The organism is Yersinia entomophaga, from assembly GCF_001656035.1.
GTDB classification, from domain to species: Bacteria; Pseudomonadota; Gammaproteobacteria; order Enterobacterales; family Enterobacteriaceae; genus Yersinia; species Yersinia entomophaga.
The window spans coordinates 853,800-871,328 of the sequence record NZ_CP010029.1 but is presented as its reverse complement, the minus strand read 5'-3'; the positions used below and the strand labels follow the sequence as shown (position 1 = coordinate 871,328).

The following is a 17,529-nucleotide window of genomic DNA, read 5'->3' as shown; positions in this document are numbered from 1 at the left end:
CCGTCGATTAACCTTATTATTTTAGAGGGAAAAGCAAAACTAATATCATGACATTTTAACTGGATATATATCTGGAAAACGGCTGGTCAGATTTTACTGGAAACATGCTAAAACAGTTCTTAAGTCAGTTTGATACGTAACAACCTGATAAAATAAAACACATAATATTCAATGATATAGTCAGTTAAAAACCGACAAATGCAATTATCAATATCGAAATGATAATTATTTGCATCAAAAAATTTATAATGCTATATATATCCCGCTTTGAACGGAATAATAATCGTTTTCTCTTAACGTTAGCCAAATGACAAATAGGAACACCTTGAGCATGGATATCAATCCCTCAGGTATGTCTGGGCTTATTATTCCCTGAAATTCTACTCTTCAATAGGGACACTATAGAGATGGCTTCAACGCGGAAATTCAATGATAACTATATCCAACATCTTAATGGCGAGAACTGGTCTCGAGCGAATACCCATTTAGTTGGGAAAATACTGCGTGAACTTAGCCATGAGAAATTAATCGCACCAACCCGTCTGGAAACGCAGGCGAATGGCCTTTGTCGCTATAGTTTTTGTCCCGACAGCGTTAGTTCCAATCACAACAAAATAGAATATCGCTTCAGTGCCTACCCTTACCAACTAGATCATCTGGATATTGAAACCGATACATTAACCAAAACCGTGGAGGGTAAACCGCAGCCACTGGATGCGTTACAACTTATCATTGAATTAAATAGCCTGCTTTGTATTTCCGAAAAAATGCTGCCAGTCTATTTAGATGAGATCTCCAGCACTCTTTATGGTCACGCATTTAAATATCACCATAATAATCTGAGTTCGACACAGTTAACTCAGGCAGACTACCAAAGTGTAGAAACAGCGATGAGCGAAGGGCATCCGGTTTTTATTGCTAATAATGGTCGCATTGGGTTTGATATTGCAGATTATGCTCACTTTGCGCCGGAAAGTGCTCATTCGATCAAACTTATCTGGATTGCGGTACACCAAAATAAAACCGTTTTTGCCAGTTTAACTGGTCTCAGTTATCAGCAGTTAATGCAGGAAGAACTGGGGAATGACCAGACAGAAGATTTCCTCCGTCAGTTAACCTCCCGTGGCCTGAACGCTAACGACTATTTCTTTATGCCATTACATCCGTGGCAATGGTACGAAAGAATTGCCACTAGCTTTGCCGCCGATATAGCACGCAATGACATTGTTTATCTGGGCCAAGGGCAGGATAGCTACCTAGCCCAACAGTCAATTCGCACATTTTTTAATATCGCTAATCCGCAAAAGAATTACGTTAAAACGGCGCTGTCGATTCTGAATATGGGCTTTATGCGCGGGCTTTCCCCGCACAGTATGGCCACCACGCCGCTAGTGAATGAATGGCTGGCAACGTTGGTTTCCCAAGATCCATTCTTTCAACAGAAAAAATTTACCCTCCTGCGGGAACGCGCAGCAATGGGCTATTTCAATGATTATTTCGAAACCGCGCTGATTAAAGACAATCCGCATAAGAAAATGCTTTCAGCGCTATGGCGAGAAAGCCCAATCCCCTTACTCGCCAGCCATCAGCGTTTAATGACCATGGCCTCTCTCTTGCACCGGGATAATACCGGTCATTCGGTCGTGGCCGCATTAGTTCATTCTTCTGGTTTAGACGCAGATAAATGGATTGCACATTATCTGGATGCCTATCTTTCTCCGTTATTGCACGCCTTCTTCACCTACGATCTGGTCTTTATGCCTCACGGGGAAAACCTGATGTTGGTTCTGGAGAATAACGTTCCGGTACATGTGTTAATGAAAGATATCGGAGAAGAAATTGCCATTCTTAACGGCGATATAACACTGCCCGAGGAGATTAAAGATCTGCATGTCACTATCGAAGACGATATGAAGATCAATTATATTTTCCTGGATATTTTTGACTGTTTCTTCCGTTATCTCACGCCAATTCTACAAAAAGATCTGGGACTGCCCGAACGCCAATTCTGGAAATTAGTCGCGGACTGCATTTATGCCTATCAGGCTCAGCATCCGGCACTGGCCGATAAATATAACCAATTCGACCTGTTTAAAGCCGATTTTGTTCGCACCTGTCTGAATCGCCTGCAAATGGCCAATAACCAGCAAATGATCGATCTCGACGATCGGGAGAAGAATCTCAAATTTGCTGGCACCTTAGCAAACCCGATTCATGCCTTTAAAACGGCAGGTTAATTAATGACGGCAGCGGCGTGGGTCGCTGCCCACCCCAGTGGCACAACCTGATATTTGGTGAAAAGAATAATGAAAAGAAGTGACGGCAAGAACCCGATTCGCCTGCAACCTTCACACAGAGTTAAACCCGTGGCATGGGCTCTTGCCGCTAATTTATCGCTATTGGGGAGCGCCTATGCCGCCAGCGATAATCATAATGACAGCGCGAAGTCATCACCGAAAAACAGCGCTGAAGAAACCACCATGACCGTGATTGCCTCGCCGCTAAACCACCCAGGTGTAACGGAAGACAGCGGCAGTTATAATACCTCTTCAATGTCTACGGCCACCGGTCTGAATATTTCTGCTCGCGAAACGCCACAGTCGGTCAGTATTCTGACGAAACAGCGTATGCGCGATCAAAACCTGACCAGCGTAGAAAGCGCGGTCAATAATATTACCGGCCTGAACGTTCGTCAGTTCGATAGCGATCGCTTCGGTTTTACTTCACGCGGCATGAGCGTGAATAATATTATGCGCGACGGCGTAGCCACTTTTTACGATACCCGCTTTAATTACGGCGATAACACGCTGGATACCGATATGTTCGATCGGATTGAAGTGGTACGTGGTGCGGCGGGTTTAATGACCGGGCCGGGAAACCCATCGGCTGTGATTAATCTGGTACGTAAACGTCCGACTCAGGATTTTCGCGGCAGCGTTTCTGCCGGCGTTGGCTCATGGGATAAATGGCGTACTACGCTGGATCTTTCTGGTCCGCTGAATAGCGATGGCAGCGTCCGCGGGCGTTTTGTCACGGCGTATCAGGATACCCATTCTTTCGTTGACCGATACAAACAAAGCAGCAATCCATTTTACGGCATTCTGGAAGTGGATCTGACGCCAGACACCCTGCTGACCATCGGCGCCGATACTCAACGCAATATGACCCAAGGGGGCATGTTTGGCGGGTTGCCGCTGTTTTACAGCGACAGTGGCCGAACTCATTACGGTCGTTCGGCCAGCACCGCGCCTGACTGGACTTCTTCCGAAACCCGAACCCAGTCGTTGTTTAGCAGCCTGCAACACCAGTTCGACAACGGCTGGAACATCAAGGGTACCTTTACTTTTGATAATGACAAACTGCTGCAAAACGTGATGTGGGCAGATGGTTATCCGGATCGTACGACCAATATCGGCATGCGCCCAGGGAGTATGTCGCTTATTGACGGAACTCGCCGTCAGCAAAACTATGATATTCAGGTTAACGGTCATTACAGTCTGTTTGGGCGTCAACATCAGCTTGGCTTTGGCTGGAACCACCAACGCCAGAATTTTGATAACGACTATTACAATCCCGCCAATTGCAGCACCCGCAGTACTTGCCCCGAACTGGGGGATTTTACTCAGCCGGGCTGGCAGTATCCTAAACCGATCTGGAGCACTACTCGCGCCTACGGTTCTAAAGGGCGTAACGATCAAACCGCGCAATATGCGGTGACTCAGCTTTCTCTGGCCGATCCGCTAACGTTGATTCTCGGTGGCCGTTTAACCACATGGGAAACCCGAGGCGATAACTTCGGCACGCCGCAAAATGCCAAATATAAAAATCAGTTCGTGCCCTACAGCGGCCTGATTTACGACATCAACAGCGATTTGTCGGTTTATACCAGCTACACCGAAATCTTCAATCCGGAAAGTCGCCGCAATCGTGATAACCAACTGTTGGACCCGATCAGTGGGCAAAACTACGAAGTGGGAATGAAAGGCGTCGCCTTCGACAACAGCATTGATTATTCGTTAGCGGTGTTTGAAATTCGTCAGGACAACATGCCAGTGGCGGATACCACCGCGCCGCGTCTGCCAGATAACAGCCGCCCTTACTATGCCGTAGACGGGACTAAAACCCGTGGTTTTGAAGCGGAAATCAGCGGGAAAGTCACTGAAAACTGGAACCTGTTCGCCGGTTATACCCAATATCATGTGCAAGTGCCAAACGGGCAAACTTTCACTCCGATCACGCCGCAAAAAGTCCTGAAAGTTTTCACCACCTATACCCTGCCAGGGTCGATGAAAGACCTGACTCTCGGCGGCGGTGTCAACTGGCAAGGCAAGACCTACAGTGATGTAACCAGCCCGACCGGCGTGCAGCGCGTGGGTCAGGATAGTTTTGCGGTTTACAGCCTGATGAGCCGCTATCAGTTCACTCCGCAGCTGTCGCTTACGGTGAATCTGGATAACCTATTCAATCAGCATTATTACTCGCAAATTGGTCAGTACAGCCAATACCTAGTGGGCAAGCCGCGTAATGTGGATGCCACTGTGCGTTACACCTTCTGATTATTGTTAATACCGCCAACACCACGGAGCGCGTTTTTCGGCTCCGTGGCTGCTTGTGATAACACTAAGGAAAAACTCTCGACCCAAATGTTATTGATAAATAATTCCCTAAGCCCCTATGGATTCGCCCGTCATCGCACGGGGACAATAGTGACTGTATTAACCGGCCTGTTGGCGCTGGTTTTTTTGCTTTCCGGCTGCGATAACGCTTCTGCGCCAGACGGCGTAACAGCGGCTCGTGAAAAAGGCTTCCCACGGCAGGTAGTGACTGCTCTCGGTACTGCGGTCATTGAGCGTCCGCCGCTACGCATTGTGACTTTGGGAGCCGGATCGGAGGATATTGTGCTGGCGCTGGGGCAGGTTCCGATTGGCATTGAATCCCATCGCTGGGGCGGCGACGAGCAAGGCTATCTGCCCTGGTTTCGTCAGGCGCTGGAACAGCAAGGACAAACTCTACCGACAATTCTGCACATGTATCCCGAACTGGATATCGAGCAGCTAATCAACCTGAAGCCCGATGTGATTATTGCCACTCAGTCGGGTATTAGCCAAAGCCTGTACGATCAGCTGTCGCGCTTCGCGCCGGTGGTCGCCTATCCCGGCTTGCCCTGGCTGACGTCTACCCGCCAGCAGATTGAATTGATCGGCCATACTTTGGGTAAAGAAGCTCAGGCTCAAGATTTACTACTGCAATTAGAAAGCACTCTGGCCGACGCGGGCAAAACGGTACCGGGCATAGCGAGACTGCGCTTCGCTTACATTAAAGCGGCGGCTAATAATGCCAATCTATCGATATATGTCGCGGGCGATCCTCGCGTAGATACACTCTCTGCAACCGGCTTGCAATTGGCTCCCTCGATTAAAAACCTGACCGCGTCCCGAGGCAGTTTCGCCGCAAATCTTGGGCTGGAAAATGCTGACCGACTGAATGATGTGGATATTCTAGTGACCTGGTACAACAGCGAGCAGGAGCGCCAGCGAGTAGAACAGCAGCCATTATTTAATGCCATTGCGGCAGTGCGCCACGGTGGCTACATCCCAATGACCGATCAGGCCATCGTGATGGCAATGTCCTACGGCACGCCTTTAAGCGTCGATTGGGGATTGCAACGCTTTATGCCGCTGGTCGCAGAGAAAGCGCGCCATTTGGCTACCGTTTCGGAGACTCCGCCATGACTCAGCAGATTCATCGGCGGCAGCGAGCATGCCGCGTTTGGGGCTGGGTGGGACTCTTGCTGCTCACCCTACTCTGTATTGTTGCCAGCCTGACGTTAGGAGCCAAACCCTTACCTCTCAGCGCGGTCTGGCACTATTTCAGCGCCGATGACCGTAACTATCACGATTTGGTCATAGAGGCCCGATTGCCTCGAACCTTAATAGGTCTGATGGCCGGCGCGGCGCTGGCGTTGTCCGGAGCCGTGACGCAAGGACTGCTACGTAATCCACTCGGCGATCCCGGTTTATTGGGCGTCAACGCGGGTGCATCGGCTATCATCGTCAGCTTTGCCTTTTTTCCTGCGCTGGCTGCTATTTCTCGCTTTTGGCCTGCATTGATCGGTGCCGCGCTGGCAACCCTGCTGTTTTATCTGTTAAGCGGCGGCAAACCTAATAGTAATCCAACCCGTCTGGTACTGATTGGTGCGGCGATCAATGCCTGCCTGTTCGCCTATGTGCAAGGTGTGGTACTACTCCATCCCGCCGTGTTAGAGAACTATCGCTTCTGGGTGCTTGGCTCGCTGTCGGGTATGTCGATGATGGCGATGTTGCCGGTGGTGCCCTATTTTATCGGCGGATTAGCCCTCGTTCTCGCTATTGCGCCGTCCCTTAACATCATGGTTTTCGGTGAAAATATCGCCACCGCGCTGGGTGCCAATACGGTCCAAATCCGGCTACTGGCCTTAATTGGCGCGACCATGCTGGCCGCAGCGGCAACGGCACTGGCAGGTCCAATCGCCTTTATCGGTCTGGCCGCACCTCATTTGGTTCGTGCCATGATTGGCAGCGATTTCCGTTGGCTGTTGCCCTACAGCCTGTTGGTCGGGCCAATTCTACTGTTAACTGCCGATATCATCGCCAGAGTGATTATTGCTCCAGGCGAAGTGATGGTCGGCGTGATTACCGCCGCCGTGGGTGGCCCATTGCTTTATGCGGTCGCCAATCGTAAAAAAGGATTTGCCGATGCCTCCCACTAATTCCTGTAAAACGCTAACGCTGGGATCTTGGGTGTTTTTGGCTCCGGTTCCCACTACACAGCGTTATCTACTATTGATGTTACCGACTCTATTGTTAGGCCTGCTTATCGCCATGGTATTGAGCCCTAACGGGTTTGAATGGGAAAAAACGCTCAATGTCCTTTCCGGGCAAGGCAGTCAATTTGAACATTTTATTTTGCTGCAATTGCGGCTTCCCCGCGCTTTAGTCGCATTAGGAGCCGGAGCCGCATTGGCAATTTCTGGCGCCATTTTCCAGACCACTACCCGTAACGCATTAGGCAGCCCGGATATTATTGGCATTACCGCCGGTGCCTCCGCGGGCGTAGTGGCCACCCTGTTGCTCTGGCCGGGCGTCATTCCTGTCCCCGTAGGTGCCTTCCTCGGTGCCTGTTGCGCCGTCGCATTGGTCTATGCAGGCAGCATTAACAACCTATCTCATTCGGGAAAAATTGTTATTTCAGGTATTGCCGTCGGTGCGCTTTGCATGGCATTCGTCAACTTCGCCATTTCGCAAGTACGGCTGGAACAGGCAAACCAGATGGCCGCATTGCTCAGCGGCAGCCTGGCGGAGAAAAACTGGCGCGACGTATGCCTTATCGGCCTAACGTTAAGCGTAGTGACACCGGGGTTGGTGTATCTCAGTCGTCAACTCAACTTTCTAAGTCTGGGGAGCGGAGTTGCCCAGTCATTGGGCGTCAATATTGGTCTGACACATTTGTTGAGTCTGTTACTGGCAATAACTTTGGCTACCGCAGCGGTATTGGTGGTTGGCCCGGTGGCATTTATCGCTTTATCTGCGCCGCAAATTACCCGCCATCTGCTCCGCTCCAAAGGAATTGCCCTGCTGTGCACCGCGTTGATGGGCGCACTACTGCTGCTGGCGTCAGATATTATCACTCTGCTGCTGCCCACGCCTTCCCGGCTTCCGGTCGGCGTAATCACCGCAGCCGTTGGCGGTATCTATTTGATGTATTTGCTGTACGCTGAAGTCAGGAGAATAAAATGACGTCCCCACGCGAGTTAGACTGCCCTTCTACGCTATTATCCTCGGAGTCATTGGCCGCAACGCAGTACCACACCGATGAGCCACGCTTAACGACTCAATTATTGTCTTTAAGCTACGGCCCGCGGACTGTCGTCGATAAACTCAGCGTAGGCATTAAAAACGGAGCTTTTAGCGTAATTATTGGGCCAAATGGTTGTGGAAAATCGACGCTATTACGCGCGTTAAGTCGCGGTTTATCGCCACAAAGTGGCTGTATCAAACTGGATCGGCAAAATATTCAGCATTTCAGAGCTAAAGCCTTAGCCCGCCAGCTATCGCTACTTTCCCAAGGCGCTGGCGTCTCCGAAGCCCTGACGGTCTTCGATTTGGTTTCGCGGGGTCGCTATGCCCACCAATCCTTTTTTCGTCAATGGTCTGCCGCAGACGATAATATCGTTCGCGCAGCTATAAAGGCGGTCAACCTGGAGCCATTAGCGCAACAGATGGTCAGTGAATTATCCGGTGGGCAACGCCAGCGGGCGTGGTTTGCCATGACTTTGGCACAGCATACTCCAATCGTGTTACTGGATGAGCCGACTACCTATCTGGATATCGCCCATCAGATTGAAATGCTGGATTTATGTCAGCAATTGCATCAGCAGGGCAAAACGCTGGTGCTGGTCTTGCACGACATTAATCAGGCGCTACGCTATGCCACTCATCTTATCATGCTAAAAGAAGGGAAGATTTTTGCCGAAGGATGGCCAGAAACCATAGTGACTGAAGAAAGTATTGAGGCAGTATTCGGCCTACGTTGCCGAATTATTACCGATCCTGAATCAGGTAAACCCTTAGTTATTCCTCGCTATCACCCGCGCTAGTCCGACCCTAAACCAAGACTTAACGCCCCGGAAAATTGCCTCCGGGGCACAGTAGTATTGATGTAACTTATAACTAGACGGCAGGTATTCCAAAAGCAACTAATGGGTTGATCAAATCGTCGGCAAATTTCAGACTCTGAGCCGGATCGGCTAAATCCAGCATTTGGCGATTATTGGCCAACTGTAACCGATTGAGACAACAACGCTTAATTTTGGGTGTAAACAGTTCATAACGTGCAAATTGCCCGGCCAGTTCAGGATGTTGCCGTTGATATTCCCAAATGCAGTTCGCCACCGCAGCCCAAAAACGCCCTTCTGAATAATTCCCCTGCTGATCGAGGATCGCCGCCAGATAGCGAAATACGCCGTCAAATACATCGGAAAGAATGGTCAGAGTTTTCATATCCTCCGGCATATCCACTTTGACCCGCTGCGCCTTTTCCGGTAAATCTGCGACGGGATTCATCACCAGAATTTCCTCTGCCAGATCTTTCATAAAGATATGCTGAGGGACGGCGTTCTCCAGCACGAGAATGATATTTTCCCCATGGGGCATAAACATCAGATCGTAGGCATACAAACAGTGCAATAGCGGTGATAAATAACATTGTAAATAACGAGCTATCCATTGCTCTGTGGACAATCCGGAGGCAGTAATGAGCTCAGGCAAAAACGCCTTGCCCTGCTGATCCAGATGCAGCAATGCCGCCATGGTCATCACCTGCTGACCCGACTGAATCAATTGCAGCGGGTTTTCTCGCCATAAGGCTGCGGCCATTTTTTTGTACGGCGTATCCCCGGTCACCGCCTGTTCGTAATAACTGTTGCGGAAACCCACGCTGGCGACTTCACGTAAAATTTTAAAACCGTAGCAGCGCAGCGTCTCATCATTTTCCACCAGCTCAAACAGCCATTCATTAATGCCCGGCGTGGTAGCCATATAATAAGGCGACAATCCGCGCATAAAGCCCATATTCAGGATAGATAGCGCCATTTTTACGTAATATCGTAACGGTTCGCTCCGATTGAAAAAAGTCCGAATCGATTGCTGAGCCTGATAGACATCTTTCCCCGTCCCTAAGAACACCAGCATTTGGTTAGCAATATCCGCAGCAAATACCGAAGACACCTTGCTCAGCCACTGCCATGGATGCACCGGCATCAGCAGATAATCCTGCGGATTGAGATCTTTGGCGATCAGCCGTTGTTCAAATTCCGCCAGCGCTTCCTCGCCCAACTCTTGCAGCATCAGTTGCCGATAATCTAGCTGTTCGATGCTGGCAAAATGCGCTTTGCTTTTATGCGCGGCCAGCCAGACCAAATGAATGTCCGAAGCGGCCTCCGGGCTGAACTGCTGGAAATCCTGCCCATTAAAACCAATGCGTCCATTATTGGCGACAAAGGAAGGATGACCTTCCATCATTTCCTGTTCTAATAACTGGAAGTTGGCGTTGACCAGTTCAGACGCGCTAATACCCACCCGACTGTGTTTATACGCACTGCTGTATAAGGTACTGGTAATCTCCTCAAGATAAGTCGGTAACACCGCATCGCTAATGCCAAGTTCCTGTTTAAATTCAATGATAAATAACAGCGAATCCAAATCGGCCAGCTGCCCATCAACGGTTTTCTGCAAAGACGAAGGATCCAGTAGCCAGTGATCCAGTGCCAACCGGCGGGCGCGGAAAACGTAACGAATCCGGTTATCTGACGTAGCCAGTTGGTAAGAGTGGTAACCCTCACCGTCCTGTCGACTCATTAATATCTCAGGAGCGAATATGCGCTCGTGGGAAAACTCGGAAATAGCTTTACACAAGTGCAAACGATTCACTTTTTGCCATAGTGACGGCTGCAAATGCGCCACGGCTAACCCGTGGGGCTGAATGGCAACGACGGAGTTGGCTATCATCATTGACGCTCCAGTTGACGCGCAGACTGAAGCGCAAGTTGATGTTGTTCTCTGGTGCAAAAAGCCAGCCATGCCGTCTTGTGAGGCATTTCTAACCGTTGCTGATAAACAAAACCGGCGAGTTTATTCAGGCGATGAATTTTCTCATTTCGTACATCCGGCTCCACTACAATACGCGCCACCAGTGGATCGCTGAAAATAAACGCCATAATGCTTTGAAATACACGCCAAGTGAAACCTGCCACTTTATTTACCGGCGGAGCGACTAAAATATGCATGCCGACATCGTCCGGCAGCGCCGGATAATATTCAGCAATGACATCTTCTTTGGCGAGATAACGTTCCAGCAAAAAGGCAGGCTGCTGGTGTTTCATCCCAACCAATACGCTGCCCGGCTTCCGGTCGAGTAATTCCTGATAAAACGCCAATACCTGTGACTCGCTATGATTTTGCATTCCCCAGTACTGGGCATATTCGCGACTGACCCAATGACTCAGCCAGCCAATATCCTGCATCAAATCTAAAGGTCGCAGTGTGAAATCGCCGCTTTCCACTGGCGTCAGTGGGTTCATTTTCGCCGTCGCCTGCGTCATTGTGTGACTCCCTGTTCTGGCACGCTGAAACGCTGGAAAGCAATGCTTTCTTCAATAGGATAATGTTCAACTCCGGTTATTTCGCGGATTAAACAGGAATTACGGTAGCAGGCCATTCCCAAATCCGGCGTAACAAAACCATGGGTATGCAGCTCGACGTTTTGCACAAAAATACTGTTGCGGCGATCAATACTGTAATTGCGCTGAACGTCGTATCGGCCTTTATTATCCCAACGGATTAACTGGCGAATACCTTCAATAAACGACGGCGGCTGATATTGATACCCAGTCGCCAATACCACGCTTTCGGACGCCAAAGTGAACGGCTGATTCTGTTCATGCTGTAATAAAGACAGACTCAGTCCTTTGCCATTACTATTTTCCTCCACCAGCTGTAATTCGCTATTGGTATACAAATTCACATTTAGGACACCGTCCAAACGCTTGGTGTACAGCAGATCGAAAATGTCATTGATCAACGAGCTATTAATGCCTTTGTACAATTGTTTGTGAGTCAGATTCAGCTCATCGCGCTTTTCTGCCGGGAGGTTATAAAAGTAATCGACGTATTCCGGTGATGTCATTTCCAACGTTAGCTTGGTGTATTCCAGTGGGAAGAAACGGGGGGAACGTGTGAGCCAGTTGAGTTGATAACCAAAGCGATCTATATCACTGAGTAGATCGTAAAAAATCTCCGCCGCACTCTGTCCGCTGCCTAACAAGGTAATAGAGGCCTTCTTCTGCAAGGCCGCTTTGTTATCCAGATAATCGCCAGAAGTCACCATTTTCGCGATAAAAGGTTGGCAGCATTCTGGAATACACGGCGATGGCCCAGTGCCTAATACCAATTTTTTACACTGACATTCGTAATAATCGCCGGTGCGCAAATCCAGACAACGCAGCTTATACAGTGCGGTTTCCTCATCATACTCCAGAGTTTCAACCCGAGTATTGAAACGCAGGTTAGGCAATTGCGCGGCAGCCCATTGGCAATATTGGTTATATTCCTTACGCATCAGAAAGAAATTTTCCCGAATATAGAAGGAATAAATTCTGCCCTGCTGTTTGATGTAATTTAAAAAGCTCAACGGGTGCGTTGGCGACGCTAACGTCACCAGATCCGACATAAAGGGCGTTTGTAGAGTTGCACTTTCCAGCATCATCCCTGGATGCCAGTCAAAACCCGGATTTTGATCGATGAATAAACTATGAACATCGTTCAGCGGTTGGGTTAAACATGCCAATCCAAGATTAAAAGGACCAATGCCGATGGCAATAAAATCATAAGGTCGCATGGACATAATCATTCCTTGTTTAGCGCGGCGACGTGATGCTGATCCGCATAGTTCTGCCCGTGGGTCATAATGGCATCGATAATTTCATTTAAATGCTGAATCCCCGTAGTCGGATTCAGAAAGGTAAATTTTAAATACTGACGGCCATTGACTTTGGTCCCGGCAATGACCGAATTTCCCTCTCGGAATAACGCCTTACGAATATATGCATTGGTGAGATCGATTTCTGCATCACTGCGGGAATCCAGCGGTATAAAACGGAATACCAGCGTGCTCAACGTGGGTCGATGCAACAGTTCAAAATACGGGTTAGGCTGCATTAATTGATAAGCGACCTGCGCGGTCTCCATTAATCGCTCAAAAGCCAGCCCCAATTGCTTTGCACCCATAATACGCAGCGTCAGCCACATCTTTAGGGCATCAAATCGCCGCGTGGTCTGGATACTTTTATTCACCAGGTTGGGTGTTCCTTCCTGTAATGCGCTTAACGGATTGAGATACTCGGCGTGATAGGTCAAATAGGAAAAATGCTGTTTATCCTTAACAAAGAAGGCGCTACAGCTCACCGGCTGGAAAAAGGATTTATGGTAATCCACGGTCACCGAGTTCGCCATCTCAATACCGGCGAGCAGTTGCCGATGCTGGGAAGAAACCAGTAAGCCGCAACCGTAGGCCGCGTCAACATGCAGCCAAAGACCATAGTGCTGAGCTAACGCTGCAATAGGACGTAGAGGATCGATGCTGCCAAAATCAGTGGTTCCCGTGGTCGCCACCACCGCTAAAGGGATATTTCCCTGTGCCAGACAGCGTTCGATACTTAACTCCAAGGCGTGAGTATCCATTCTAAATTCACTGTCGTATGGAATAGGAACCACTGCGTTGTAACCCAAGCCTAATAATGCGGCCGCTTTTTGCGTGCTGAAGTGGCTAACCGCCGATGTGAAAATGCGGAATTTGTGAAAATCGGCTGGGAGTCCCTGCAATTGATTTTTATGGGCCGGGTCTCGCTGATGGCAAAAATGATCGCGAGCCAGTAACATAGCCATTAAGTTCGATTGAGTTCCGCCGCTGGTGAAAATCCCATCCCCCTCTTCACCTAACCCTATTTTATCTCGGGTCCAATCCAGCACTTTCTGTTCAATCAGCGTACCACCTGCGCTCTGATCCCAGGTATCTAAAGAGGAGTTAATCGCACCAATAATACTTTCCCCAAACACCGCCGGCAGCACCACAGGGCAATTCAAATGCGCTACATATTTAGGATGATGAAAATAAACAGCATCTTTAATATACAGCTGTTGTAATTCATCCAGCGCAGAATCGAGTGAGGGCAGCGGATTATCCAGGTTTATTCCAGAAATAAGCGGTGACAATTCATTCGGTAATATCCCGCTAAAGGGTTTATCAACAACGTTTAATATGCCCTTAATTCTTTCAGTGACATTATTAACTCCTTCCTGATAATTATCGGCACTTTGTTTATTTAGAAAGCTCCCCAAATAAAGCACCTCACTTATATCACCACTTTCCGATAAAAAAGGGGTTTCAGTATGGGCTACTCCGTACATGATATATCCTTATAATATATATAGATGCGCTCAGATTACTGTTCCATGATATTTTTATTATAAGCAATGATAACTGGGTATATAGTCGACAACTCTAAGAGAGAGTTAAATAGTCACTACAAAAACCACCGGCCAGAAGCAAGAGGTTATTTCAGAATAAATAATACCTTTATAGCGTTATTTCGAGCGGACAATCATGACAATTACCCACGCCCGGTAGCTTATTACGCTGGCAACAGCTACGGCGCTGCAGGGTGTCATTACGTAGTATAACCGTGCGATAAAGCGGATTTTCGCGGCCGTCTGGCAAGGTCATAGTCATAAAAAGACCTTGAATAACAGACTGATAAACATCTTCTTTCATGCGTTTTTTAAACTCACCCAGATACCAATACATCAGGTATCCGATGTTATTCCACAGTAATCTCCCGTTTATACCCTGATAGGACTCAATTTTATTAGCTATTGGAATAACATGGTTATTAATCAGTGCATAATAGCGTTCTAGTAAATTTTCCGCGCTCTGACCTTTCCATTTTAGCTGATAGTAAATAATATCTGGCCTGCCACTATCATGAAATTCCACTTTAAAGTTTCGACAGTCGGAGTCAATTTCCTGCGGATATTCCATTAATAACAACATCATTGGAGGAATAACCAAACCGAAATACCATTGTGTCCATAGTGAATAAAGTGCCTTCTGATTCGGCTTTATATTATTGATGCCGTAATACTCATTTTGATAAATTTCCATCAGTGACGGAAAATTATCTTCATTTGACCAATGATTGAAACTCATACTTTTGGAAGGGATATTATCGGAATTCACTTTAAACGTTACAGAAAAATGAGCAAAGGTTTGCTCAAAGAGCTGCGCGATATCTGCTATTACCCCTACAGGTGAAGGTGTAATTAAATTCTCTGTATTTGACACCTTCTACCTCCAACCTAATAGATGTTGAATGCATTATTATACATAACAGTAATGATTATCAATACAATTCTCATTTGGAATGGAATACCTTTTATATACATTTATTTCAGGGGTATTTTTTTCTCCAAGACTGAAGATGAAATCTCTGGATACATTCTGAAATAACGTCAATTAATCGCTAATACAGTGTGAAAAACCGAATGGTTAATCCGTAGAAAAGAACGTTTACCAGAAGATGACGCGGCACGTCGGTGGCGCTCTGGTAAGTTTTATGTCCCAACTGAGAAAGGAAACATCATCAGGAACGCGCAATATTCCATTCCATTACGATTCCTTATTAGGGTTTGAAGGTGGATAAATGATGCTCTATGATTATTATTGATAATGGTTATCATTACAGGACGTAACTAACCTATCATTCACCGAGATCATCATGAGGGTAACAAGAATGAAAAGACTCTATCAAATGTTGGCCGCAGTTTTGGCCCGTTTCTCTCCACCGGCTATGGCGACGGAATCCCCTTCCGCGCCAACATCTCATTGCCTCCCCTGCGAATACTCCCTTAACCTTGATGCCAACCGTTTCAGTAATGAAGGATACCAGAATTGCCTGAAGACTGGCGATCGTGCTCCGGGCCACATAACCGAGTAGCCGATACCCTGTGCGCCATATTTTTCGCTGGTTGAGGGCCTTTATTGATCAATATCGGCCCTGAACGTATAAAACCTATCGGATTACCAGTAGCCGATGGTTTTCCACCATAATCGGATTACCAGTAGCCGATGGTTTTCCACCATAAACTGCCAATAATCAACCAAATAGGAATAATGGCCAGACTGAGCAGGAATCCAATCTTCCACCAGGTACTCAATGGCACATAATTACAGCCAAAGAGGATCGGCGCAGGCCCGCCGGAATAATGCGTTGTAGCCATATATAAATTACTAAAAATACCAAAGACCAGTACGCTCAACATTGGCGGAGCGCCCGCAGAGATAGCAATAGAAACAAACACGGCGTACATCGCGCTGATATGAGCAATCGCACTCGCCATAAAATAGTGGATATAATAGTAAACCAGCAATAAGACTCCCAGCATGGGAACCCAATTCATGCCATCCACCCAGGTAGCCGCGATTCCACCAAACCATTTAATCAACCCTAACTTATTCAGTTGGCTGGCCAAGGTTAATAATACCGAGAACCAGATCATGGCATGCCAGGCTTCTTTTTCTGCCACGACATCATCCCAGGTTAAAGTTCCGGTCAACAGTAACGCGGTTAATCCAATAAACGCAGTTAAAGTGGCATCGATATTCAGCGTAGCGCCGCTAACCCACAAAGCAACCAGACAAATAAACACGCACAAAACAATCCATTCATGGCGGCTCATCGCCCCCATTTCTTTTAATTTCTCACAGGCAATGGCTCTCATTTCCGGCGTCTTTTTTAATACCGGCGGGTAAAAACGGTAAAGTAACAATGGGATAATCACTAAAGAAATTAGCCCTGGTACGCTGGCGGCCAACGCCCATCCTCCCCATGTGATTGTGACTCCCATTTCGCTGGCTAATTTGGCGATCATCGGATTCCCAGCCATCGACGTCAAAAACATCGCGCAGGTTATCGCATTGCATTGGAAGACACATTGAATGAGAAAAGCGCCGATTTGCCGTTCGGTGCCATTTTCTGGCGTCGAACCGTAAGCTTCAGAAATTGAGCGAAATATCGGCGTGACAATGCCGCCACTTCTTGCCGACGTTGACGGCATGGCTGGAGCGAATATCAGATCGGTCAGCACCAGTCCGTAAGCCAGGCCCAGTGAACTGTGACCAAATTTACTGATAAAGAAATAGCCCACTCGTCTGCCAAAACCGGTTTTAATAAACCCTCGTGAAATAAAGAAAGCACAGGCAATCATCCAGATAATCGGCTCACCAAAACCGGCTAGAATATCTTTAATTCCAACTAGCCCGGTCGCAACCGATAGTGTCAAACTGAATATCGCCATCGCACCTAAAGGATAAGGAGAAATAATCAATCCAATGACGGTGCTGGTAAATATAGCCATTAACCCCCAGGCTTTAGGGTCTACCGTTGCGGGTGTGGGATAAAACCAAATAGATAATCCAATAAGTAAAATTAAATTTATTTTCCCTAAGCGTCCTTTCATAAAAGTCATTATTGCTCCAAAAATTCATGTGATTTATCTTACGGGCACGTTGCAGATATTAAGTAGAAAAGGGTTCCTTATAGATTTTCATCATGGTGAAGCGTAAAGACCCAATTTATTTTTATGAATTGGATTCTTCTAAATCTTGTTTAAATGAATGGTTTCTCAGCCAGAGTCATTCCATGAAATGTTTCAGACGGCGGTACTTTTTTGCCAACGGTCAGGGGTAAACAGGAACAGGAGGATAAAACAAAACGCCAACAACTATCCGCTGGGCCGTGGGTTCTGCTTGGTTGCTACTCTTTTCAGTCACTCTTTTACACTCAGAAAACCTGCTTAAGAGTAATCCAGCGTCACTACAATTAATGGGGAAAACCATATACACATCCATCTAGTCTCTGTTGTTCAAAAAGCTCTCATG

The 17,529-nt window shown here is 47.6% G+C and carries 12 protein-coding genes; 6 read left to right on the top strand and 6 right to left on the bottom strand.

Annotated features, from left to right (window positions below):
* Positions 1–407: 407 nt before the first annotated feature.
* The 6 genes from PL78_RS03980 to PL78_RS03955 all read left to right on the top strand — a co-directional run bounded on the left by PL78_RS03980 (position 408) and on the right by PL78_RS03955 (position 8,635).
* Positions 408–2,237 (top strand): IucA/IucC family protein, encoded by a 1,830-nt coding sequence (locus PL78_RS03980; RefSeq protein WP_064513301.1) that lies wholly within the window; start codon positions 408–410, stop codon positions 2,235–2,237.
* 69 nt (positions 2,238–2,306) lie between these two features.
* Complete coding sequence (locus PL78_RS03975; RefSeq protein ID WP_064513299.1) at positions 2,307–4,556, top strand: TonB-dependent siderophore receptor; 2,250 nt, start codon at positions 2,307–2,309, stop codon at positions 4,554–4,556.
* An 87-nt stretch (positions 4,557–4,643) separates the two neighbouring features.
* Complete coding sequence (locus tag PL78_RS03970; RefSeq protein WP_084414280.1) at positions 4,644–5,732, top strand: iron-siderophore ABC transporter substrate-binding protein; 1,089 nt, start codon at positions 4,644–4,646, stop codon at positions 5,730–5,732.
* Positions 5,729–6,748 (top strand): FecCD family ABC transporter permease, encoded by a 1,020-nt coding sequence (locus PL78_RS03965; RefSeq protein WP_064513295.1) that lies wholly within the window; start codon positions 5,729–5,731, stop codon positions 6,746–6,748. The genes PL78_RS03970 and PL78_RS03965 overlap by 4 nt, the downstream gene beginning before the upstream one ends.
* On the top strand, positions 6,735–7,775 hold the full coding sequence (locus PL78_RS03960) for a FecCD family ABC transporter permease (RefSeq protein WP_064513293.1): 1,041 nt from the start codon (positions 6,735–6,737) through the stop codon (positions 7,773–7,775). The genes PL78_RS03965 and PL78_RS03960 overlap by 14 nt, the downstream gene beginning before the upstream one ends.
* Entirely contained in the window at positions 7,772–8,635 is an 864-nt protein-coding gene (locus PL78_RS03955) for an ABC transporter ATP-binding protein (RefSeq protein WP_235601003.1), read from the top strand. The genes PL78_RS03960 and PL78_RS03955 overlap by 4 nt, the downstream gene beginning before the upstream one ends.
* A 73-nt stretch (positions 8,636–8,708) precedes the next feature.
* Here PL78_RS03955 and PL78_RS03950 read toward each other — a convergent pair whose 3' ends face one another.
* From PL78_RS03950 to PL78_RS03925, 6 genes are all read right to left on the bottom strand, one after another.
* On the bottom strand, positions 8,709–10,547 hold the full coding sequence (locus tag PL78_RS03950; protein ID WP_167349939.1) for an IucA/IucC family protein: 1,839 nt from the start codon (positions 10,545–10,547) through the stop codon (positions 8,709–8,711).
* Positions 10,544–11,137 carry a GNAT family N-acetyltransferase gene (locus PL78_RS03945; protein ID WP_064513291.1) on the bottom strand — a complete coding sequence of 198 codons (594 nt, stop codon included), beginning with the start codon at positions 11,135–11,137 and terminating at the stop codon, positions 10,544–10,546. The genes PL78_RS03950 and PL78_RS03945 overlap by 4 nt, the downstream gene beginning before the upstream one ends.
* Entirely contained in the window at positions 11,134–12,432 is a 1,299-nt protein-coding gene (locus tag PL78_RS03940; RefSeq protein ID WP_084414374.1) for a lysine N(6)-hydroxylase/L-ornithine N(5)-oxygenase family protein, read from the bottom strand. The genes PL78_RS03945 and PL78_RS03940 overlap by 4 nt, the downstream gene beginning before the upstream one ends.
* A gap of 8 nt (positions 12,433–12,440) precedes the next feature.
* Positions 12,441–14,000 (bottom strand): pyridoxal phosphate-dependent decarboxylase family protein, encoded by a 1,560-nt coding sequence (locus PL78_RS03935; RefSeq protein ID WP_064513287.1) that lies wholly within the window; start codon positions 13,998–14,000, stop codon positions 12,441–12,443.
* A gap of 169 nt (positions 14,001–14,169) precedes the next feature.
* Positions 14,170–14,934, bottom strand: coding sequence for a siderophore-iron reductase FhuF (fhuF, locus tag PL78_RS03930; RefSeq protein ID WP_064513285.1), 765 nt, complete (start codon positions 14,932–14,934; stop codon positions 14,170–14,172).
* Between the two features lie 770 nt (positions 14,935–15,704).
* Positions 15,705–17,117 carry a DASS family sodium-coupled anion symporter gene (locus PL78_RS03925; protein ID WP_064513283.1) on the bottom strand — a complete coding sequence of 471 codons (1,413 nt, stop codon included), beginning with the start codon at positions 17,115–17,117 and terminating at the stop codon, positions 15,705–15,707.
* Positions 17,118–17,529: the final 412 nt, after the last annotated feature.